The sequence below is a fragment of the Flavobacterium tibetense genome, assembly GCF_003293845.1.
GTDB classification, from domain to species: domain Bacteria; phylum Bacteroidota; class Bacteroidia; order Flavobacteriales; family Flavobacteriaceae; genus Flavobacterium; species Flavobacterium tibetense.
Window position 1 is genome coordinate 1 of sequence record NZ_QLST01000018.1, and the last position, 20,224, is coordinate 20,224.

20 protein-coding genes are annotated in these 20,224 nt (G+C 34.2%); 8 read left to right on the forward strand and 12 right to left on the reverse strand.

Annotated elements, in window-relative coordinates; all coding sequences use genetic code 11:
* Both DPN68_RS11820 and DPN68_RS11825 read left to right on the forward strand, forming a co-directional pair.
* Window positions 1–883, forward strand: an 883-nt coding sequence (locus DPN68_RS11820; RefSeq protein WP_113989852.1) for a PorP/SprF family type IX secretion system membrane protein, incomplete at its 5' end; no start/stop codon positions are given.
* A gap of 18 nt (window positions 884–901) precedes the next feature.
* The gene (locus tag DPN68_RS11825; RefSeq protein ID WP_113989853.1) at window positions 902–2,779 is read left to right on the forward strand and encodes an OmpA family protein; all 1,878 of its coding nucleotides are present in this window, start codon (window positions 902–904) and stop codon (window positions 2,777–2,779) included.
* An 89-nt stretch (window positions 2,780–2,868) separates the two neighbouring features.
* On the opposite strand, the gene DPN68_RS11830 is transcribed toward DPN68_RS11825, so the two are convergent.
* Window positions 2,869–3,321 (reverse strand): 6-pyruvoyl trahydropterin synthase family protein, encoded by a 453-nt coding sequence (locus tag DPN68_RS11830; protein WP_113989854.1) that lies wholly within the window; start codon window positions 3,319–3,321, stop codon window positions 2,869–2,871.
* A gap of 93 nt (window positions 3,322–3,414) precedes the next feature.
* Here DPN68_RS11830 and DPN68_RS11835 point away from each other — a divergent pair, with 93 nt between their 5' ends.
* Window positions 3,415–4,032, forward strand: a complete 618-nt coding sequence (locus DPN68_RS11835) for a 2OG-Fe(II) oxygenase (RefSeq protein ID WP_113989855.1) — start codon at window positions 3,415–3,417, stop codon at window positions 4,030–4,032.
* A 5-nt stretch (window positions 4,033–4,037) separates the two neighbouring features.
* Here DPN68_RS11835 and DPN68_RS13260 read toward each other — a convergent pair whose 3' ends face one another.
* From DPN68_RS13260 to DPN68_RS11870, 8 genes are all read right to left on the reverse strand, one after another.
* On the reverse strand, window positions 4,038–4,214 hold the full coding sequence (locus DPN68_RS13260; protein WP_164496747.1) for a hypothetical protein: 177 nt from the start codon (window positions 4,212–4,214) through the stop codon (window positions 4,038–4,040).
* 52 nt (window positions 4,215–4,266) lie between these two features.
* Window positions 4,267–7,740 (reverse strand): T9SS type B sorting domain-containing protein, encoded by a 3,474-nt coding sequence (locus DPN68_RS11840; protein ID WP_113989856.1) that lies wholly within the window; start codon window positions 7,738–7,740, stop codon window positions 4,267–4,269.
* A gap of 65 nt (window positions 7,741–7,805) precedes the next feature.
* Window positions 7,806–11,192 (reverse strand): hypothetical protein, encoded by a 3,387-nt coding sequence (locus DPN68_RS11845; protein WP_113989857.1) that lies wholly within the window; start codon window positions 11,190–11,192, stop codon window positions 7,806–7,808.
* Between the two features lie 66 nt (window positions 11,193–11,258).
* A complete protein-coding gene (locus DPN68_RS11850; RefSeq protein WP_113989858.1) occupies window positions 11,259–11,747 on the reverse strand; it encodes a hypothetical protein in 489 nt (162 codons plus the stop codon).
* Window positions 11,748–11,795: 48 nt separating this feature from the next.
* Window positions 11,796–12,092, reverse strand: a complete 297-nt coding sequence (locus DPN68_RS11855; protein ID WP_113989859.1) for a type II toxin-antitoxin system RelE/ParE family toxin — start codon at window positions 12,090–12,092, stop codon at window positions 11,796–11,798.
* Entirely contained in the window at window positions 12,085–12,297 is a 213-nt protein-coding gene (locus DPN68_RS11860) for an addiction module protein (RefSeq protein ID WP_113989860.1), read from the reverse strand. Before DPN68_RS11860 ends, DPN68_RS11855 begins: the two co-directional genes overlap by 8 nt.
* A gap of 44 nt (window positions 12,298–12,341) precedes the next feature.
* Window positions 12,342–13,595, reverse strand: a complete 1,254-nt coding sequence (locus tag DPN68_RS11865) for an aspartate kinase (RefSeq protein ID WP_113989861.1) — start codon at window positions 13,593–13,595, stop codon at window positions 12,342–12,344.
* Between the two features lie 95 nt (window positions 13,596–13,690).
* Window positions 13,691–14,161 (reverse strand): GNAT family N-acetyltransferase, encoded by a 471-nt coding sequence (locus DPN68_RS11870; RefSeq protein WP_113989862.1) that lies wholly within the window; start codon window positions 14,159–14,161, stop codon window positions 13,691–13,693.
* Between the two features lie 112 nt (window positions 14,162–14,273).
* On the opposite strand from DPN68_RS11870, the gene fbp reads away from it, so the two are divergent.
* The 4 genes from fbp (at window position 14,274) to DPN68_RS11890 (ending at window position 18,004) form a co-directional block, all read left to right on the forward strand.
* Window positions 14,274–15,281: a class 1 fructose-bisphosphatase gene (fbp, locus tag DPN68_RS11875; protein WP_113989863.1), complete on the forward strand. Its 1,008-nt coding sequence runs from the start codon at window positions 14,274–14,276 to the stop codon at window positions 15,279–15,281.
* A 138-nt stretch (window positions 15,282–15,419) separates the two neighbouring features.
* Complete coding sequence (locus DPN68_RS11880) at window positions 15,420–16,013, forward strand: HupE/UreJ family protein (protein ID WP_113989864.1); 594 nt, start codon at window positions 15,420–15,422, stop codon at window positions 16,011–16,013.
* 1 nt (window position 16,014) lies between these two features.
* Window positions 16,015–16,437 (forward strand): deoxycytidylate deaminase, encoded by a 423-nt coding sequence (locus DPN68_RS11885; protein WP_113989865.1) that lies wholly within the window; start codon window positions 16,015–16,017, stop codon window positions 16,435–16,437.
* A 1-nt stretch (window position 16,438) separates the two neighbouring features.
* Window positions 16,439–18,004, forward strand: a complete 1,566-nt coding sequence (locus DPN68_RS11890) for a S41 family peptidase (RefSeq protein ID WP_113989866.1) — start codon at window positions 16,439–16,441, stop codon at window positions 18,002–18,004.
* A 6-nt stretch (window positions 18,005–18,010) separates the two neighbouring features.
* Here DPN68_RS11890 and DPN68_RS11895 read toward each other — a convergent pair whose 3' ends face one another.
* Genes DPN68_RS11895 through DPN68_RS11905 form a run of 3 tightly spaced genes read right to left on the reverse strand, consistent with a single transcriptional unit; the run spans window position 18,011 to window position 19,407 of the window.
* Window positions 18,011–18,619 (reverse strand): FAD-dependent oxidoreductase, encoded by a 609-nt coding sequence (locus tag DPN68_RS11895; RefSeq protein ID WP_113989883.1) that lies wholly within the window; start codon window positions 18,617–18,619, stop codon window positions 18,011–18,013.
* A gap of 4 nt (window positions 18,620–18,623) precedes the next feature.
* Window positions 18,624–18,821 carry a hypothetical protein gene (locus DPN68_RS11900; protein WP_113989867.1) on the reverse strand — a complete coding sequence of 66 codons (198 nt, stop codon included), beginning with the start codon at window positions 18,819–18,821 and terminating at the stop codon, window positions 18,624–18,626.
* A gap of 13 nt (window positions 18,822–18,834) precedes the next feature.
* Entirely contained in the window at window positions 18,835–19,407 is a 573-nt protein-coding gene (locus DPN68_RS11905) for a MarC family protein (RefSeq protein ID WP_113989868.1), read from the reverse strand.
* A 242-nt stretch (window positions 19,408–19,649) separates the two neighbouring features.
* Between DPN68_RS11905 and DPN68_RS11910 the strand changes: the two genes are divergently transcribed.
* The gene (locus DPN68_RS11910) at window positions 19,650–20,216 is read left to right on the forward strand and encodes a DUF3109 family protein (RefSeq protein WP_113989869.1); all 567 of its coding nucleotides are present in this window, start codon (window positions 19,650–19,652) and stop codon (window positions 20,214–20,216) included.
* Window positions 20,217–20,224 lie beyond the last annotated feature (8 nt).

Here is a 20,224-nt window from a genome sequence, read left to right on the forward strand (position 1 = left end):
TGTTCAAGCACAACAGGATCCCCATTATACGCAGTACATGTATAATATGAGTATTATGAATCCGGCGTATGCTGGTAGTAAGGAGAATTTATCGATGGGATTGTTATATAGAAAGCAGTGGGTTGAGATCGAGGATGCGCCTACGACAGCTACCTTTTTTGGTCATTCTGCAGTTGGCAAGAATGTTGGATTGGGATTGAGTGTTATATCGGATAAGATTGGTCCTGTAGAGGAGAACAATGTTTACGGGGATTTTTCGTACACGATTAATTTAGGAGGCGAGCATAAGTTAGCTTTTGGATTAAAAGCAGGACTTACGTTTCATAAAGTGGGGTTGTTTAGTGATATTTACAATACGTTGCCACAGCCCAATGATCCGGCTTTTCAAGAAAACATAAACAATACTTATTTTAATATTGGTTCAGGATTTTTCTATTATACGGATAAGTATTATTTAGGATTTTCGGTTCCCAATATGTTAAAGTCAAAGCATTTGGACATTCGTCAAAATGGAGATGAGTACGAGTTTGGATCGGAGACGAGTCATTATTTTTTAACTGGAGGCTATGTTTTTGATGTAACAGAGAACGTGAAATTTAAACCCTTTTTCATGTTAAAGTCAGCCTTTAATGTTCCAGCATCGTTAGATTTATCTACGAACTTTTTATTCAACGAGAAGTTTGAGATTGGTGCAACTTACCGTTTAGATGATAGTTTTGGCGCTATGGTTAATTATGCGGTATTACCTAATTTACGTATTGGTTATGCCTATGATCATATTGTATCGGATTTAAAAGTAACTACACCTTCTTCGCACGAGATTATCTTGTTGTTTGATGTAAACTTCCCGAAAAAGGTATCAAGTTCACCGAGATTTTTCTAACCTAATAGCACAAAAAAAATGAAGAATATATATTTAAGTTTAAGTTTTGTTTTAGCTGTTAGTTTAGCACAGGGACAAAACAAACAAACCCGAGTAGCGGATAAGTTATTTGAGCGCTACGAATATGTTGAAGCCGCTCAAGAGTATTTAAAATTAGCCGATAAAGGCGATGCAGATACGTATGTAGTAAAACAATTAGCAGAGAGTTATTACAATATTTTTAATACCAAAGAAGCTGTAAAGTGGTTTTCAAAACTTGTAGAAGAAAAGCAAGAGGCAGAAACGTATTATAAATATGCCCAAATGCTTAAAGCAGAAGGTAACTACCAAGAAGCTAACAAGCAAATGGAGCAGTTTGCCACCTTAGCGCCTAATGACCAAAGAGCCAAAGCATTCAAATCGAATCCAAATTATCTTGCAGCGGTTAAATCACAGGCGAAGTTATTTGATATTACCCCATCAGATATCAGTAGCGATAAGAGTGATTTTGGAGCGGTATTAGCTAACGATAACACGATTTATTTCACAAGTGCAAGAAACACATCTCGCAGAACACACGGATGGAACGAAGAGCCATATTTGGATATTTATAAAGCTACGTTCAATGAAAACAAAACCATTAGCGAAGCTACACCACTAAGTGATGTAAATACCAAATGGCATGACGGGCCCGTAGCTATTTCTAGCGATGGAAACACGATGTACTTTGGAAGTGAGAGTTTCAATGAGAAGGAATTTGAAAAAGGAAAAACAACTACCACGGAGCAAACTATAAAAAAAGGAAGAATCTACTTGTATAAAGCTACCAAAGAGGGCGATAAGTGGACTAGTGTAAAACCACTTCCAATGAATAATAAGTCGTACTCGGTAAGAAACCCAAGTATTAGCAAAGACGGGAAAACGCTTTATTTTTCATCGGATATGCCAGGGGGATTAGGTGGAGAAGACATTTGGAAAGTAAGTGTAGATGGCGATACATACGGTACACCAGAGAACTTAGGAAAGAACATCAATACAGAAGGAAACGAGAGTTTTCCATTTATTGCGGATGACAATGTATTGTACTTTACTTCAGATGCCAGACAAGGCTTTGGAGGTTTTGATATCTATAAAGTAGATATGAACAAACCAACTGAAGCAACTAACATTGGAGCTCCAGTAAATACAGAGAAAGATGATTTTTCATTTACGTTCAATAAGAGCAAGAAAGTAGCCTTCTTTTCAAGTAATAGAGCAGGAGTAGACAATATTTACGTGGCTATACCAGTTTGTGGTGTAAACGCTTTGGTGGTTACTAAAAACGCAAAAACAGGTGCTTTGATAGAAGGTGCAACAGTTAGCGCAATGGACGCTAAAAATGTACTTGCGGCTACACAAACTACAACTGAAATGGGAACTACAAATTTCGGATTGAATTGCGAAATGGTATATAACTTCCAAGCAACAAAGACAGGATTTGAGAATGCAATAGCTACTATGCAAGAATCAGAAGGAGGCGAGACGACAATTGAGATTTTGATGAATCCAATTATGCCAGTTATAACAGAGAAGGAAGTGATTTTAGCACCGATATTCTTTGAGTTCAACAAGAGCAACATCACGGCGCAAGGAGCTGAGGAGTTAAACAAGTTAGTGATGGTAATGAACGAGTATCCAGAGATGGTCATATTTGCTAAATCCCACACCGATAACAGAGGAAGTGATAAATACAACATGAATTTATCGGATCGAAGAGCAAAAGCTACTGTTCAGTACATTATCTCGAAAGGCATTGCAAAAGAGCGTATTTCTGGACAAGGATTTGGAGAGAGTGAGCCAAAAGTGAACTGCACCAAGTGTACAGAAGAGGAACACGCACAAAACAGACGAAGTGAATTCTTAATTGTTAAGAAGTAAGATAGTTATTTAAGTTAACCAAATTAGATTACCAAAGCCCTGAAATTGAAAAATTTTAGGGCTTTTTTTGTATTGAAAATTATACTCTTTTAAATATTATCACTAGCATACCATTCGGCGAAGGAAGTCTCCGTTTCTTGAAGTTTCAGTGAATGTAAAGTTATATTTTGAGGTAGTCGGTTTGAAATTTTAGCAGCAAAATCAATTACCATATTTTCACTTGTAGGTTGGTAATCTACTAAAATCACATGATGTCCCCTGTTTTGAAGTTCGTGTGCTAATTCAATATGAGGGGTATTTTGGTTAAATACGGTAGCATGATCAAAAACATCAACAACTTCCTCTTTTACAATTTTTTTCAAATCGCCGAAATCAATCACCATTCCATATTTTACATTGGATGTATCTGTTATGGGTTTTCCAATTACGGTTACTGATAATTTGTAGCTGTGTCCGTGAACATTTTTACATTTTCCATCATAACCATATAAAGCATGGCCTGTTTCAAAAGAAAATTGTTTGGTGATTCTAATATTGCTCATTTTGATGTAATTTCATTGCAAAGGTAATAAATATTCACCACTTAAAATGCGTTGAATTTTGCAGTATATTTGCATGTTATTATTCCAAAATATATGAGCGATTTTAATTTGAATCCCAAATATGAAAAGATTATAGATGATCTTTTAAATCAGCAATTTAGTATTGTTGATGATTTCTTTTCAGAAACAGAAACAACTAGTTTAAGGGATTCATTACTCTCAAAACACCAAGAGGATGAATTCAAAAAAGCAGCAATTGGGAATCAATTCAATGAACAAATTATAAAATCGATTCGAGGTGATTTTATTTCGTGGATAGACGAGAATAATGCAAATGAAGCAGAAAGTTTATTTTTTGGAAAAGTAGAGGATTTTGTTCAATACATGAATCGCACCTGTTTTTTGGGAATTCAAGATAAAGAATTTCATTATGCTCTTTATCCTGAAGGAACATTTTATAAAAAGCATTTGGACACTTTCCAAAATGATTCAAGAAGAAAACTGTCAATTGTATGTTATTTAAACGAAGAAGATTGGAAAGAAGAATTTGGCGGAGAATTGGTCATCTATAAAGAAAATGAAGAGATAGCAATTTTGCCCATGAAAGGTAGAGTGGTTGTTTTTGAAAGTCAAGTATTAGAACATGAAGTTAAGCCTGTTAAAAAAGAAAGATTAAGCATCACGGGTTGGCTCAAAACAAGGAAAGTTTGAAATGGTTACTCTTGTTTTTTGCTTCTTTTTTTTGCATTGAAGTACAATAAATAAGCTATAATTACTAAGAAAACAAAAGGTAAATAACTTCCAATGACTAGACCAATTTCGTAGTTGTTATCAGGAGCGTTTTTTACTTTGTCCTCAATGTTTACAGTTTGAAGTGCAATAAATAAATTCATAAATAAAAATAAAAAGGAAACGAAGCTTAGTATTAACCAAGCTTCGTTTTTATTATCTAATTAAACTAAAATGCGATTTAAATTCTTTGGCAGTTCCGTTTTCTTTGTATTCAATTCTAAACCAATAGTCCGTTGCTGGAAGTAGTTGTCCGGCGAAAGTTCCATCCCAGCCTTCACCGTTTGGATTAACTTGGCGAATTAATTTTCCATAACGATCATAAATAAATATTTTAGCTTCGTAACTTGGGTCTAAATTCGCAATATTCCAAGTGTCATGATAACCGTCGCCATTTGGAGTAAAAAAGTTAGGATACGTTAAAGCAAATAATGTTCCTGAATTTAATAACCCACAGCCTTGAATATCTCTAACATAAACTACATAAGAACCATTAGGCAAATCCGTAAAAACATTGCTTGATTGCCAATCCACAAGATTTAAACTATACTCATATTCTCCAAAACCTCCAGAAGCCATGGCTACAATAGTCGTGCTTCCCGACGAGAATGCTGGAGTAGCAACTTCTGCGCTAAATATTGCTGGTTCAGAAGAAAAGTTTGCAATTATTGAATCAGAATTAACACAGTCTGTAATGTTGTTAGTAACAATAACAGAATAATTACCACCTTGTGTAACGTCATAGAACGGTGAATTTCCATTTGGATTTATTGGATTCCATACATAACTATAATTACCCGGTTCGCTAGGTGTTGCATCAATGATTTGCGAACCTAGGCCTGTAATTGGATCTACGCATAAAACAAAATCATCACCCAAATTTATATTAGGTAAAGGATTTACGATTAGTGTTAAAAAATCGCCAAGACCAATACATTCGTTATTTATAGTACTATCTATTCTAACCCATAAATTGTGAGTATTTGGTACAGTGTTTCTGTATGCAGAAAGGTTGGTTATAGGATTAGATTCTGAAAGAGCGTCACTTGCATTTTCATAAAAATTCAAAATAAGGTTTTGATTTGTAGGAAACAAACTTAAAAAGTAATTAAATGCCGGAGTTAAGTCAAAAACATCAATTCCGTCATTAAAGGTGTTGTTTGCGTCAATTAAATCATCACACTCAGTGATAGTGAAAGCGTTTGATGAATTTAATGAAGTAGTAGAAACTAATAAGTTTACTCGTGCTGTTCTAAAACAACCGTTTTCATTTTCAATTCTAGCCCATACGATTGAGCCATTTGAGGCATTAAACTGAGTTGGGTTTGAAACTAGTCCGGTATTGTTAAATGCATTAATTTCGCTTGTATGATAAGTAAATGCTAAATTGATAAAATCATCAGACAAAATTGAATTTGCTTGAATTAAATTGAAATCAGTAATAGCATCAGTATCTGTGTCGCATTGTTTAAGATTTACAATTGAGTTTACAATTGGTAAAGGAGCAACAATTAATTCAAAAGATCCAACCGTGAAACAATTGAATTGATTTGTAATGGTATAATAAATTATAGTATTAGATGTAGCTCTAATGTTTGTTATGTTGTTGCTATTATTAGCAATGGCATCAATTTCATTTGCAAAGTATTTTACATTAACGTTGGTTTGCGTTCCAATGATTTCAGTATTTTTATTTGTTAAAAGGAAATAAGTTTCACCATCTGTATCTGAAGGCAAATTATCATCACAAACTAATAATGGCTGAATAGTTGAAAGTATTGGAGATGGATTTATTGTTACAGAAACAGTCGCTGAAGTTGCCTCACATACTGAAGTTGCTTCTAATGTATATGTATAATTACCTGAAAGATCAATTGCAGGATCAAATAAACCATTAGGTCTTGCGATTCCATTATAACTCCAAGTCCCTCCAGGTGTTAATGATGAGCCTAATAAAGTAGTAAGATCCAAAACAGGGTCCGAACTACAAAAATTGATACTTGTATTATTTCCAGGATTAGGTCCTTCTTCTAAACTTACATCAATACTTATACTTGTATTAAGTTGCTCCCCTTCACAGAGAATAGAAAAGGAGTAAGTGTATAAGCCTTCAATGTTTATTGATGGGTTAAATAAATCACCATTTAATAGTGGTGCTCCATCAGGAACGATCCAAGTTCCTCCTGGCTCGGGGTTGCCTGGAATTCTTTCAAATAAATTAATAATGTTGTTGGTGCAAATTATAGTTTCACTATCTTCTGGTTCACTACCAAAACCTGAATAATAACCAGCAAAACCCGCTGCACCACTAAATCCAAAAACACCAACAGCAAGTGGGCCAGTTGAAGTAACAACAACATTTCCTTGCATATTAGAAATTCGGTAAGTTACCCAATTAGGATTTCCTAATACATTTTCTGGGATAACTGTTGTGATATTACCATTAATCGAAACAGAAGAGCCTGTAGTTGTTAAAATAAACACATCGCTTTGGTATTGAATGCCTCCAATATTGTCTACATCAGGAATTAAATCTACACTTTTTTGAAAAAAACAACTTAAAGGTGGAATAAAGTTTAATCCCGAAGTAGCATCGCTAGTACTCCCGGCTAAAACCTGATACATGTATATTGGTTTTGAACTATTAACATAAATATTTTGAGAGGTAGTGCCTTGATAAAACCCATTGGGAACTTTGTAAAAATCACCAGCTTGCATTACAACTTCAGGAAGAGGATTTCCATTCACAAAAATTTCTGTATTATTTTCTGTAGCTATAATTAAAGGGAATTCAGAATTACTACTGCCGTTCCCTTTTACTATAATATATTCTTTTCCCACTTTTTCAACTGGTACAATTTGATCTAAATTGAAATCTTGACCTGAATTTCCTCCGCCCGGACTTGGCCCAGCACCACCAGTTGCATTACCCGTATTTACTACTATTGGTTTGTCAGATGTTATTAAGGCTCCAACAAAACCAGTTAAATTTGACGGATATGAAGAGTTACCTGCCAAAACTACACTTTGGCCCTTGTTTAAATTAAAAGTTTGAGACGCATAGCTATTATCTCCCGAAGGAGTAATAAAGACAACATCACTTTCATAATCAGAAACCGAAACTGTGGTGTTATCTTCTGTAGCCATAAAACTAGTTACAAAATTTCTTATTCCACTGTCGTATTCTTGTGGAACACTTCCAATTCTAAATGAAGTTCCTAAAGCAGTTTTTCCTTTTGAAACTAAAATTTCAGCATGATTTTGTGAGCGCACACGAAAACTAGCATAAAAATCTTTAGTGCTTTCTAATATTAAACCTTTATCAATTACGGGCGTATTTACTTCATTAGTGTTCGAAAACATTATAGAAGGTTGAGAAAATCCAAGTTCAATTGTTATTGGATTACCCTGAGAAATTGTAAAAGGGGAACCAATTATTGGAGTTCCATTTCCTAATTTTACAACTACTTGAATAGGTGAAGCCACAGGTGTTGATAAATATAAATAATGATCTTCTACTAAGTTAGCTTGACGCGCATGCAACGGCGGTATCCAATGTCTATTACTTAATTGCGCAAAGACATTTGTTGATAAACTTAAAAAGGTAATAATAACTATAAATTTCTTCATTTTTTATTTGGGGTAAAAATAGCTCGTAAAAATAGGTATTTAGCTTGTTATAAATAAATTATTTGCTAAAAAAATGCTCTTAATTGAATATTTCCGGTATGAATTGTTTGACTGGTTTCTGATTTTCGGCCTTGGTAATTAATATTAATGTCTAAATATTGGGTAATATTTTTTTGTACCAATAATCGCCAAACGGAATTCTTGCCCACTTGCAATCCTTGTAACATTTGAAAACCAACAGGCGATGCCGCAGCTCCAGAAAATTGATTGTCTACCAATGAAAACTCGCCATTTGCCGTAAATCCTTTTTCACTATTGAAAGTGAAAGTGGTTCCAAAACGATTTTGCTTCAAAACTTCCAAAGCATTAATCGTGTTTTCTTGATTTTTGTATTGGTAGAAAATCCCTAAACTTGCATTTTTTGAGAATAAATACGATATTTTTGGACTAATTTCTGAAGATTGAATGTCGAAATTTCTTTGAGAATAATTCTCGGATTCACTCGTGGTGTTTCCAATGACTTGAAGCGCTTCAAACAACCAACTTTTCTTAAACAAATGCACATATTGCAATTGGTGTGAAGTAATCGTATTTTCCTGAAAACCAACGTTCAATAAATTTCGAATTTCATTTTTAATAAAAGTGTAAGTTGTAGAATGTTTTTGTTTGCCTCGATTGTAAAATAAACTGTTCCTGAAACTATTGTTCAATCCCAAACTGTTATCACTTTTTGAAAACGGATTCAAATCGAAATTATTGGAATCGCGCAAATTTTTTCGCTCTACCAATAACGTCATTTGGTTGTAAAAATGAGAGAAAAACTTCTTGATTCCTTTTTCATTTTGCCAAGCCAATCCGTTAAAATTAATCGCTTGCGAAAACTTATTTTGATGGGTTCCAACGAATATTTGATTAGGCAAAAATACTCGAACATAACGCGCCAAATCAGGAAAAGGTGCAATTTCAAATTCTTGCAATTCTTGAATGCCGTTGTTGTTGTAATCGTTCCACATATAAACACCAAGTCCAGGTTCTACTTCTAAATACGTGAATTCTTGTTGGGCAATAGTTCCTGATGACGTTTCATAAGCGGTTGACGTTTGAATCAAGCTATTGAAAAAGTTGTCGTTGTATAAAATTCTCGAATTTAAAGAGGATTCATCTTTTCGGTTTTGGTCTTCAAATTGCAAATTTCTGTAATTGACAAAAACACTTAAATTCCTTTTTTCTGATTTAATCAATTGTGATTTCACATAATACGAATCCGAACGATTCACACGCTGTAACACCGAATTTTGAATACTATCATTCACCCGATGAAAATAACCCAATTCCACAAAAACTTTGGTAGAATCGCCTCTTCCAATGAATCCCCCAAATTCTGAAAACCGCTGACTAATAGCGCTCAATTGGTTAGTTTCAGCCAATTTTTCTTGGTTGTTTTCATGACGAAAAGTGCCACCAATCCAATTTTTATCAATATGTTGTCGCACCATCGATTGATTTCTGATAAAAGTTGAATTTGCCAAAGTTCCATCGCTGTTCATGGCACTAAAATCAGTGGAAAAAGTAGTCTTTTTGTGCTTCAATTGAGTGAGTAATAAATGTCGGGTTCCAGTGAAATTTTCGGAGAAATCGAGTTTTTCTAATTGGTATTTGGCAAAACCGTTTTTTTGGAAGTTAACATCCAAACCCGTTGTCAATAAACTTTGATTGCCCAACGGCTGATTCAAATTCCAATCACGATTAAATTCAATGGTAAACAAACGTTCAATGGTTCTAAAATCATCTTGCACAAATTGGAAATTCGCAAAAGCATCAGCAAAAAACTTTCCTGAATACAAACGTTGTTTCGCATTGATTTTGGCAGCAATTCCTTGGTTGTCGTTATCGTCTAAATTGGAATACAAATTCCTATCGTTGTTGCTTAGTCCAAATTCAAAATCAATGGTAGTTTTTTCGCTCGGCATATAACTTCCTAAAACCGTGGCAATTTGGATTTTATTGGGAGCAATTAATGGAATGGTGGGTTCAAAATTGCCTTGTAGCGGGCCAACATATTCATAAATTTTACCAATGGCATTGTTGTTTGCTAACACATAACTTCCTTGATTTTGCCCTACGAATGAAAAGCGAACGTTGTACAATTCCTCATCAGGATTGTTTGAAAATTCAAAAACTTCTTCCGTTCCAATGATGACTTTGCGATACAAAATTTTATTTTCCGAAAACGAATCCAAGTAAGCAGATGGCGCATTCATTAAGTTGACATCATCGCCAGCATTTTGCAAAATCGCCACTTGTTCTTCGGTTAAATTTTGTTGTAATGGTTGGTTTTTTACATCATTTTCCGAATAAATAAACGTACCAATTTTAAACTTTTCGCGTTCGTGCATCACACCGCCATAAGCCAAAAATCTCGTGAAATTTCTATCGGTATATTGGTATTCAATGCTAATTCGCATTTCGGAAGTTATTGGAAATAAAGATGTAAAAATGATTTCACCTGCGTTATAATCGATGATGTAATCGTTGTTTTCGCCACGTTTGAGCAAAATTCCATTCACAAAAACCCGTTCCGAACCCGAAATAACCAAAACAAACAATTCACCGTTGTTTCCTCTTAATTTATACGGCCCTTGATTGCCTTCTTGACCTACAAAATTACTTCTAGCATATTGCCCACGAACTAAAGCCGCTGAAGCAAAGACTTCGGTTTTTTTCTCGGGTGTTCCAAAGGTAAAATGAGTAGATAATCCTTGCACTTTTTTGTTGAAATTCAAGAATTGTGATTGCCGATTTTCAAGAAACAAATCACCCGCTCGAATGTTCCAATTGTCGGAGAAAAGTTCGATGAAAATTTGGTCAAATTCATCCAATCGCTGCGAATAACCGCCTTCTTGCAATGGAATATTACTGTCTTGAATGGAAGCGCGAATCCCAACTTTATCCGAAATTTTCCCAGTGATTTGCAAATCTAAATTGGAATTAACAACAGTATTTTGGTTGTTTCCCACCGTAATTCCTCTAGAAATACTTCCCGAAGTGTTCAATCCGTCGAAAGGTTTGAAATTTTGTCGGGTTTCGTTTTTAATGGTGAATAATTGTCCGGCTTCATTGGGAACAACTTTGGAATCATCGTAAATGCTGTAGACTTTGGTTAAATAATCAGGAAATTTCAAGTATTTCACTTCCAAAGTATCAGAAGTAACGAAATTATTTTTGAAAAGTAGCGTTCCTTTTTGGAAATCGACTTGGTAAAATGAAGTGTCGATAGCCACGCCATTTTTGTCTAAAATTTTGAAGAAAGCTTTGTTGATACTGACTATTTCAATGGCAATCGTATCTTTTGAAACCGTGATTTTTTTGGAATGATAGGGTGTTGTTATTTCCTGAGCCGAAACGCCAGCAAATAGCAATACAAAAAACCAAACCAACCACTTTTTCTTCATACGTATAATAACTCCGAATCTTCAAAAGTAGTATTAATTGTTGGAAAAAAGGAAGGATTTTGTTTGTTACTTGCGCATCCGTTGTTCAGTAATTACTTTTTTTAATTGATACAAGAAAATATATTTTTGAATTGTGGCTAATCCTAAAAGAAAAGTTAGTCTTCCGCCTCTGATGAGGTTTTCATATCCAAAATTGTAATAAATTATCTTACTCCTAAGCTGAAAAGTAACATCTAATGGTAAAAGAAAGAATTTGTTTTTCTCAATTTTAATTTCACCATAACTTATGTAATGATTCCATTGTAACTTTGAGAATACAATTTCTAAAATTTCTAAATTCTCTTTTTCTGTAAAATTTGTAGTAAACTCAGAAAAATGATTTGATTTCCATTGTTCGTAAATCGTATAAATCAATGGAAATAAAAAATAAAGAGTTTGAATTTGGATTTCAAAAACAACTAAAGGAAAAATAAATATTGGAATTAAAAATAAAAAACTAGCTAAAGTTCCAAAAACAACATCAAACCAATTGTCAGAATTTCTCTTAATTTTCATTATTTTTTATATTCATTTGACGTTCAAAAGTAGTATTAATTGTTGGAATTATTTGATTCTTTTTGACCAATTGATAGGTGAGCGAGAAGTATGAAAAACACCGATTATTGTGATTTTATTGGAATACAACAAATAATGAACACCATATGGAAATCGTTTTAGAAAACGAATTTTGACTTTTTTATAACGAACTTGGAAATGTTCAGGATTTCTAGCAATTTGACTAATTACTTCTTCCAAACATAATTCAAAATCATAAGACAAACCTATTCTTTGTTCTTCGTACCAAATACCAATATTTTCAATATCTAATAATGCTTCTTTGGTAAAAACTAATTTATGCATTTCTGTTTTTTTTCAGTATGCTTTTAACATCATCCCAAGTATAAAATTCGGTTTTGTCTTCTTCAACCAAAGCAATTCTTCTGTCTAATTCTTCTTTCAAGGCATCAGACAATTCAAGTTTATCTTTGGCAACACTATCCCAAAGTTCTTCTGCTAAAAGGATTTTTTCAGCATTAGTATATTTATCTAAATCTTTGATTTTCATTTTATAACTTTTTTATAAAGATAAAAAACTTTTATATTTTAAAATCATTCTTTCGTCACAATTTGCAACGTTTCTCTTGAAATTTGTTTCAGTAAAACGGTTTTATTGGTTTCAACCACTTGAACGGAATTTTCATCAAAATGACGAATCGTGTAAAGCGACACATTTTCATTATACGTTACTTTGAATTTTTTGGACAAGATTTTTACTAATTCTTGAAAGGTTTGGTATTTATCTTCCAAACAAACCGAGAAACTGATCGCGGTATTTTGGATTAAATTCACTTTGATTTTATGTTTGGCAAATAAACCAAAAATTTCGCTGATGTGATTTTCCATAATGAAATCGAAATCAATCGAAGAAAGCGACAATAACAATTGGTTTTTCTTCACAATGAAGCACGATGTTTTTGGCTCTAAATCGGCGCCTTTGGAAACACTTGTTCCGGCTAATGTTGGGTTTAAAAACGACTTAACAAACAATGGAATTTCCTTTTTCTGCAATGGCTGCAACGTTTTTGGATGAATAACCGAAGCGCCATAAAACGCTAATTCAATGGCTTCACGATAGGAAATTTGGTTCAATAAAATCGCATTTTCGAAATATCTTGGATCGGCATTTAGAACTCCTGGAACATCTTTCCAAATTGTTACACTTTCAGCACCCAAACAATACGCGAAAATAGCCGCAGTATAATCGGAACCTTCACGACCTAAAGTTGTAGTAAAGTTATTTTCATCGGAACCTAAAAATCCTTGGGTAATTTGTAACGTTTTCTTTTTGGCTGCTTTGATGATGTTTTTTTGTGTGATTTCCCAATTCACTTGTCCATCTCGATACGTGTTATCGGTTTTGATTAACGGTCGCACATCAATCCAAGTGTTTTCTAATCCTTGCGAATTGAAAAAATGACTCACAATGGTAGTAGAAACTAATTCACCAAAACTCACCACTTGGTCATAAACAAAGTTGTAGTTAGGCGATTTATTACTGCGAATGAAATATTCCAAATCATCAAAATGCGCATTCACATCAAAGAATACGGGATGCTCTTCGTCTTCAAACAAATCAAGGACAATTTGGTTATGGTATTTGCGAACTTCTTGCATGGAAGCGTGTAATTCTTTGGATTTTTCGAAGTAATTTTTTATTACCAATTCCAAAGCATTTGTAGTTTTTCCCATCGCAGAAATAACTACCAAAACATCTTCATGACCAACCGTTTGCAACACGTGCAACACGTTTCTAACACCCGCCGCATCTTTTACCGAAGCGCCACCAAATTTGAAAATTTTCATCCTAAAAGTATTAAGATTTTAGTATTAAGTATCAAGATTTTTGGAACACAGATTTTAGAAATTTTTATAATTTTAAAAATCTGTGTTCCTAAATATTATTTATTTGTAAAAATTTCGATTCCATTTTCATCCATGTGAACCACGCGCCAATCAGGTAAGACTTTTGCTCCTGATTTTTCGTAAAAGTGAATGGCATTGGTATTCCAATCTAGAACATTCCACTCGATTCTTCGTACGTTGTCTTTTTTTCCTTGCTCGATGATGGCGCTGTACAAAGCAAATCCAGCTCCGGTGCCGCGTTTGTTTTCTCTTACTACCAAATCTTCTAAATGAATGGTTTTGCCTTTCCAAGTAGAATAGCGGTAATAATACAAAGCCATACCAATAATTTCTCCATTTTCTTCAGCAACAAATGTGTGAAACAATGGATTTTCTCCAAAGCCATCACGAATCAAATCCGCTTCGGTAATAACCACAGCATCAGGTTCTTTTTCAAAGATGGCTAACTCTTGAATAAGACTTAAAACGGCTTTCATGTCGGCTTTTGTGCCTTGTCGAACTTGCATTAGAATGAAATTTGACACAAATGTAAGATTAAGTAAAACATCTTGGTAAATAATTTAATCTTTTCACAAAAAAACCGATATTTGTGCCACAAAACACAACTACATTTTTACCATGGAAGAAAGAAATAAAACCTTAGGCGAATTTATTATCGAAAATCAGAATGCTTTTCAATATTCCTCAGGTGAGTTATCCCGAATTTTGAACTCGATTCGTTTAGCGGCTAAAGTGGTAAATTACAAAGTAAACAAAGCTGGATTGGTTGACATCGTGGGCGCTGCTGGCGAACAAAACATTCAAGGCGAAGACCAACAAAAATTAGATGTTTATGCCAATGAAGTTTTCATTCAAACTTTAATTAATCGTGAAATTGTCTGCGGAATTGGCTCTGAAGAAAACGACGATTTCATTACAGTTGCTGGAGCTGATAATAGTCACAACAATAAATATGTGGTTTTGATGGATCCATTGGACGGTTCGTCAAATATTGATGTAAATGTTTCTGTGGGAACGATTTTTTCTGTTTATAGACGAGTAACTCCAGTGGGAACTCCAGTGCAATTGGAAGATTTTTTACAACCTGGAACCCAACAAGTAGCTGCTGGCTATGTGATTTACGGAACATCAACTATGTTAGTTTATACAACGGGTCACGGCGTAAACGGATTTACCTTGAATCCAGCAATTGGAACGTTTTATTTGTCACATCCTAATATGAAATATTCAGAAGATGGAAAAATCTACTCGATTAACGAAGGAAATTACATCCATTTTCCACAAGGTGTGAAAGATTATTTGAAATACTGCCAAATGGAAGAAGGCGACAGACCCTATACATCGCGTTACATTGGAAGTTTGGTTTCTGATTTTCATCGAAACATGATTAAAGGCGGTATTTACATCTATCCAACAAGTTCAAAAGCACCAAATGGAAAGTTACGTTTGTTATACGAATGTAATCCAATGGCATTTTTAGCAGAACAAGCTGGCGGAAAAGCTTCAGATGGTTACCAAAGAATCATGGAAATTCAACCCACGGAATTACACCAGCGTGTGCCAATTTTCTGCGGAAGCAAAAATATGGTCGAAAAAGCCGAAGAATTTATGGCGAAAGCAAAATAATAACAACTCCTGAAGAGGAGTTTTTTTGTGCTTTTTCACACGAAAATAAAAAAATATTTTTTTCCTAAGCTTTTATGAAAGCTTTTCCATATTTCTAAAATAAATCGTAAGTTTGAAATTCCCATAAATTGAATTACTATGTCCGAATTTTGGTTGTATTTTAAGTTAGGTTTGCACCACGTTTTAGATATAAACGGTTACGATCACGTGTTGTTTTTAATTGCGCTTATGGTTCCGTATGCGTTTAAAGATTGGAAACGTGTTTTGTTATTGGTAACATTGTTTACGGTTGGTCATACGTTGAGTTTGATTTTATCGGTTTTTGGAGTGGTTTATATCAACCCAACATTAGTAGAATTTTTAATTCCAATTACGATTTTGGTCACTGCGGTGTTTCATTTGTTTACCGCTGGGAAATCGTCTAAAAATGAAAGTATTTCTTTTGTGGCAATTGTTACACTTTTCTTTGGAATTATTCATGGATTAGGTTTTTCGAGTTATTTCAAATCGATTTTACCAGGTGATGCTTCTGATAAATTACTACCACTTTTGGAATTTGCCCTTGGAATTGAAGCGGCTCAGTTAATTGTGGTTTTCATTGTTTTAATACTTTCATACATCGTACAAACGTTCTTTAGATTTTCGAAAAGAGATTGGGCATTAGTGATGTCAGCATTCATTATTGGAGTGGTTTTACCGATGATTATTGAAAGTGAAATTTGGAATAGATAAGATGTCAAAAAAAAATAAATACGATAAAGCCTACTTGCGAATTGCCAAAGAATGGAGCAAACTTTCGTACTGCAAAAGAAAACAAGTGGGCGCTATTATTGTTAGAGATAGAATGATAATTTCTGATGGTTATAACGGCACACCATCAGGATTTGAAAATTGCTGCGAGGAAGAAGACGGCTTAACCAAATGGTACGTTTTACACGCTGAAGCTAATGCGATTTTAAAAGTCGCCCGTTCCACACAATCGTGTGAAGGTGCTACGTTATATATTACACTTTCGCCTTGTAAAGATTGCAGTAAATTAATTCACCAATCAGGAATTAAGCGCGTGGTCTATCATGAAGAATACAAAGATTGCTCTGGCATTGATTTCCTAAGAAAAGCCGGAGTTGAAGTAGATTTGATTACAGATTTAACATAAAATGAAAACCAATAGAATATATCTTCCAATAATCATAGCTGTTTCTGTAGCTATTGGACTTTTATTGGGAAGTAAACTCAATTCGAATGCTTCGATATATTCTGGAAAAAATGCCAACAAAAACAAACTCAATAAATTATTAGATTACATTGAACGCGAATATGTGGATGCCGTTAATACCGATTCAATAGTTGATTTAACGGTTACAAAGATTCTTGAAAATTTAGATCCACATTCCGTGTATATTGACCAAAAAGAATTGGTTGCTGTAAGCGAAAGTATGCAAGGAGATTTCGTTGGTATTGGTGTAAATTTTTATTTGTACAACGATACAGTTGCAGTTATCAAACCCATAAAAAACGGACCTTCGGATAAAGCAGGAATATTGGCAGGCGATCGTATTTTATCTGCTAATAATTATACGCTTTTTGGTAAACAAATTTCTAATGACACCTTGTTTTCGAAGCTGAAAGGAGAAGTGGGTTCATTAGTTAATTTAGAAATTTACAGAAAAGCTACCAATAAAAAATTCAAGTTAAACATTACTCGCGATAGAGTTCCCATTAAAAGTGTTGATATTGGTTTAAAATTGACAGATAAAGTAGGTTACATCAAAATCAACCGATTTGCAGAAACTACTTATGATGAATTCAAAAAAGAATTAAGCGCTTTGCAAACCAAAGGTATGGAAACTTTGGTTATTGATGTTCGTGATAATGGTGGTGGTTATTTGGAACGAGCGGTTCAGATTATTGACGAGTTACTTCCAAATAAAGCTTTGATTGTTAAAACTACCAATAAACAAGGCAAAGAAACCCTAACTTACGCTACAGAAAATGGTACGTTTGAGAAAGGAAAAGTATTTGTTTTAATAAACGAAAATAGCGCTTCTGCTAGTGAAATTTTGGCTGGAGCCATTCAAGATAATGACAGAGGCACAATAGTGGGTCGTCGTTCCTTCGGAAAAGGTTTGGTGCAACGTGAAATGCCACTTGGCGATGGTTCTGCTATTCGATTAACAGTGGCAAGATATTATACACCATCAGGTCGTTCGATTCAAAAACCATATGAAGACAAAGCAGAGAACTATTTCAATGAATTTGAAAAACGTTTTGAAAGCGGTGAATTGTACGAATCCGACAAAGCTAAAATTGCCGATAGTTTGAAATTTAAAACCAAAAAAGGCAGAACAGTTTACGGCGGCGGCGGAATCACTCCTGATATTTTTGTTCCGTTTGAAGCTAAACATGGTGAAGAAGCTACTATGTTAATTATGCAATCGGGATTGGTAAGTTATTTTGTTTTTGAACAATTGGATACTAATAGAAAGTTATTCAACTTGTTATCGAAAACCCAATTAGAAAAAGAAATCAAATCCAGCGAAAAATATTTTGAAGCTTTCAAACAGCACATTACCGATAGTGGATTGCTAATGAGCTATGCGCAAAAAGATAAAATTCTCACGTATTTGTATGCAGAATTCGTTCGCCAATTGTTTGACGAAGCTAGTTATTACAGCATTATTTTAAAAGAAGATGCGATGATTAAAAAGGTTTTGGAACAATAAATTAAATTATTTTCCCAAAGCATCATGAACCTGAACAGGTTTTCCTTCGTTCCAAAGTGTTAAAATATCAGTGGCAACTGCAGCGCCACTTCCAGCAGCAATACTCAACTGACTACGATGTCCAGCTAAAACTCCGATAACATAAATACCTTCAGTAACCAAATGATCGTTATTTTTCAGTTGGATGCGATTTTTTTCTGGAGCTGCTTTCTGATGTGGCATGACGAAGTTTTCTAAACCTTCAATCGTAAAAGGATTTCCAGCGCCAATTCCAATTACTACAGATTTAGCTTTGTAGGTGTTTTTATTGGTAATTATGGTGAAATTTGGTGATTCGCCTTCGATTTTCAATACTTTTTCGCCATGAATTTGAGTGACATGCGGATAGTTATTGGTTAATTGTTCCAAACTTTCATCCAATAATTCAGCGCCTAATTTTCCAGACGGAATGCCGTAAGCGTTATAAAAAATGGCATTTTGCAAAGAAGAAGCTTTTTGATGCGCAATTAATCCTATTTTTTTATCGGTTGCAAAAGGTTTGTTTTTTGCTGAACCTAAGATTAAACTACATGAAATGCCGGAAACGCCAGCGCCAATCACTAAAACATCAAACATAGTATTAGTTTTTAGTTTTATCGTCAATCATTTTTGACATTAGAAAAATTAGCATCAACACGATGGCACACAAACTAGCCACAATTCCAATAAATGCAATAGTGCTATCCCCTTCAAACGGATTAGTAAAGTCAACTTTTGTTGCATTGTAAACCAATAAAATAGCGGCGAATGCAATAACTATGTAAGAAACAATTTTCATATCTTTTTAAAAATTAATTAAATAAACCTTGAACATTGGAAGCAAATAATTTCACCGCAATTGCTAATAAAATTACACCAAATATTTTTCTAATAATGCTCAAACCATTTACGCCCAATAAACGTTCGATTTTTCCAGACGATTTCAAAACACCGTACACTACAATTACGTTGATGATTATAGCAATAATAATATTTACTTTATCATAAGCAGCACGCAATGAAAGTATGGTGGTCATTGTTCCGGCGCCAGCAATTAATGGAAAAGCAATTGGAACAATAGAAGCCGTAGTTGGGTTTTCCTCTTTGTATAGTCGGATGCCCAATATCATTTCCAATGCCAAAAAGAACAAAACAAACGAACCAGCAACAGCGAATGAATTAGCGTCAATTCCAATTAGTTTTAAAATTTCTTCGCCCACAAATAGAAAAGCAATCATAATGACTGCAGCTACAATAGTTGCTTTTTCAGATTGAATGTGCCCAACTTTACTACGTAAATCAACAATAATAGGAATGCTTCCTACAATATCAATAACCGCAAATAAAATCATGCTGATGGTGAAAATCTCTTTCCAGTCGAACATTTTACTAAAATTTTAAGCAAAGATAACGGAATCTGTTAGATAACAAGAAGAATTTAACGATACGTTATCAATTGCAAGGGCAAAAATCAATTTCAATTTCAAGAACAAGTTCAATAATCAAACCCAAAGTCTATAATCATTTCGAGTTTCTGAATTCGATATTCCGACTCTAAATTCTAACCTCTAACTTCTTATTTCTTCTTCCAATTTATCGTATCTTTGCACTTTAATACAAACCCATCATGTTTCAGCTACATAAAACCATCGTTTCGGAAGAAATTTTAGAGAAAGAATTTGTTTGCAACTTGTCTGCATGCAAAGGGGCTTGTTGCGTAGATGGTGATGCGGGAGCGCCTCTAGATGAAGAAGAAACTCGAATTTTAGCTGAAATTTATCCTAAAATAAAACCTTTTCTTCGACCAGAAGGAATTTTAGCTATCGAAGAACAAGGTACTCATGTGATTTCTGATTTTGGTGAATTGGAAACTCCTTTAATTGATGGTAAGGATTGCGCTTATGTAATTTTTGATGGAAAAACAGCACTCTGTGGCATCGAACAAGCGTATAATCAAGGATTGGTTGATTGGAAAAAACCAGTTTCGTGTCATTTATATCCCATTCGTGTCAAAGAATATTCCGATTTTTCTGCGGTAAATTATCACAAATGGCATATTTGCGATGATGCTTGTTCTTTGGGTAAAGAATTGGAAGTTCCAGTGTATAAATTTGTCAAAGAAGCTTTGGTAAGAAAGTTTGGTCAGCAATGGTATGATGAGTTGGAAAAAGTAGCTCAAGAACTAAAAAAATAATCTTTAAA

What these genes read in the sequence shown, in the direction of transcription:
- DPN68_RS11825 (WP_113989853.1), top strand. Translation starts at nt 902, where the DNA reads ATGAAGAATATATATTTAAGTTTAAGTTTTGTTTTAGCTGTTAGTTTA.
- DPN68_RS11830 (WP_113989854.1), bottom strand. Translation starts at nt 3,321, where the DNA reads ATGAGCAATATTAGAATCACCAAACAATTTTCTTTTGAAACAGGCCAT.
- DPN68_RS11835 (WP_113989855.1), top strand. Translation starts at nt 3,415, where the DNA reads ATGAGCGATTTTAATTTGAATCCCAAATATGAAAAGATTATAGATGAT.
- DPN68_RS13260 (WP_164496747.1), bottom strand. Translation starts at nt 4,214, where the DNA reads ATGAATTTATTTATTGCACTTCAAACTGTAAACATTGAGGACAAAGTA.
- DPN68_RS11840 (WP_113989856.1), bottom strand. Translation starts at nt 7,740, where the DNA reads ATGAAGAAATTTATAGTTATTATTACCTTTTTAAGTTTATCAACAAAT.
- DPN68_RS11845 (WP_113989857.1), bottom strand. Translation starts at nt 11,192, where the DNA reads ATGAAGAAAAAGTGGTTGGTTTGGTTTTTTGTATTGCTATTTGCTGGC.
- DPN68_RS11850 (WP_113989858.1), bottom strand. Translation starts at nt 11,747, where the DNA reads ATGAAAATTAAGAGAAATTCTGACAATTGGTTTGATGTTGTTTTTGGA.
- DPN68_RS11855 (WP_113989859.1), bottom strand. Translation starts at nt 12,092, where the DNA reads ATGCATAAATTAGTTTTTACCAAAGAAGCATTATTAGATATTGAAAAT.
- DPN68_RS11860 (WP_113989860.1), bottom strand. Translation starts at nt 12,297, where the DNA reads ATGAAAATCAAAGATTTAGATAAATATACTAATGCTGAAAAAATCCTT.
- DPN68_RS11865 (WP_113989861.1), bottom strand. Translation starts at nt 13,595, where the DNA reads ATGAAAATTTTCAAATTTGGTGGCGCTTCGGTAAAAGATGCGGCGGGT.
- DPN68_RS11870 (WP_113989862.1), bottom strand. Translation starts at nt 14,161, where the DNA reads ATGCAAGTTCGACAAGGCACAAAAGCCGACATGAAAGCCGTTTTAAGT.
- fbp (WP_113989863.1), top strand. Translation starts at nt 14,274, where the DNA reads ATGGAAGAAAGAAATAAAACCTTAGGCGAATTTATTATCGAAAATCAG.
- DPN68_RS11880 (WP_113989864.1), top strand. Translation starts at nt 15,420, where the DNA reads ATGTCCGAATTTTGGTTGTATTTTAAGTTAGGTTTGCACCACGTTTTA.
- DPN68_RS11885 (WP_113989865.1), top strand. Translation starts at nt 16,015, where the DNA reads ATGTCAAAAAAAAATAAATACGATAAAGCCTACTTGCGAATTGCCAAA.
- DPN68_RS11890 (WP_113989866.1), top strand. Translation starts at nt 16,439, where the DNA reads ATGAAAACCAATAGAATATATCTTCCAATAATCATAGCTGTTTCTGTA.
- DPN68_RS11895 (WP_113989883.1), bottom strand. Translation starts at nt 18,619, where the DNA reads ATGTTTGATGTTTTAGTGATTGGCGCTGGCGTTTCCGGCATTTCATGT.
- DPN68_RS11900 (WP_113989867.1), bottom strand. Translation starts at nt 18,821, where the DNA reads ATGAAAATTGTTTCTTACATAGTTATTGCATTCGCCGCTATTTTATTG.
- DPN68_RS11905 (WP_113989868.1), bottom strand. Translation starts at nt 19,407, where the DNA reads ATGTTCGACTGGAAAGAGATTTTCACCATCAGCATGATTTTATTTGCG.
- DPN68_RS11910 (WP_113989869.1), top strand. Translation starts at nt 19,650, where the DNA reads ATGTTTCAGCTACATAAAACCATCGTTTCGGAAGAAATTTTAGAGAAA.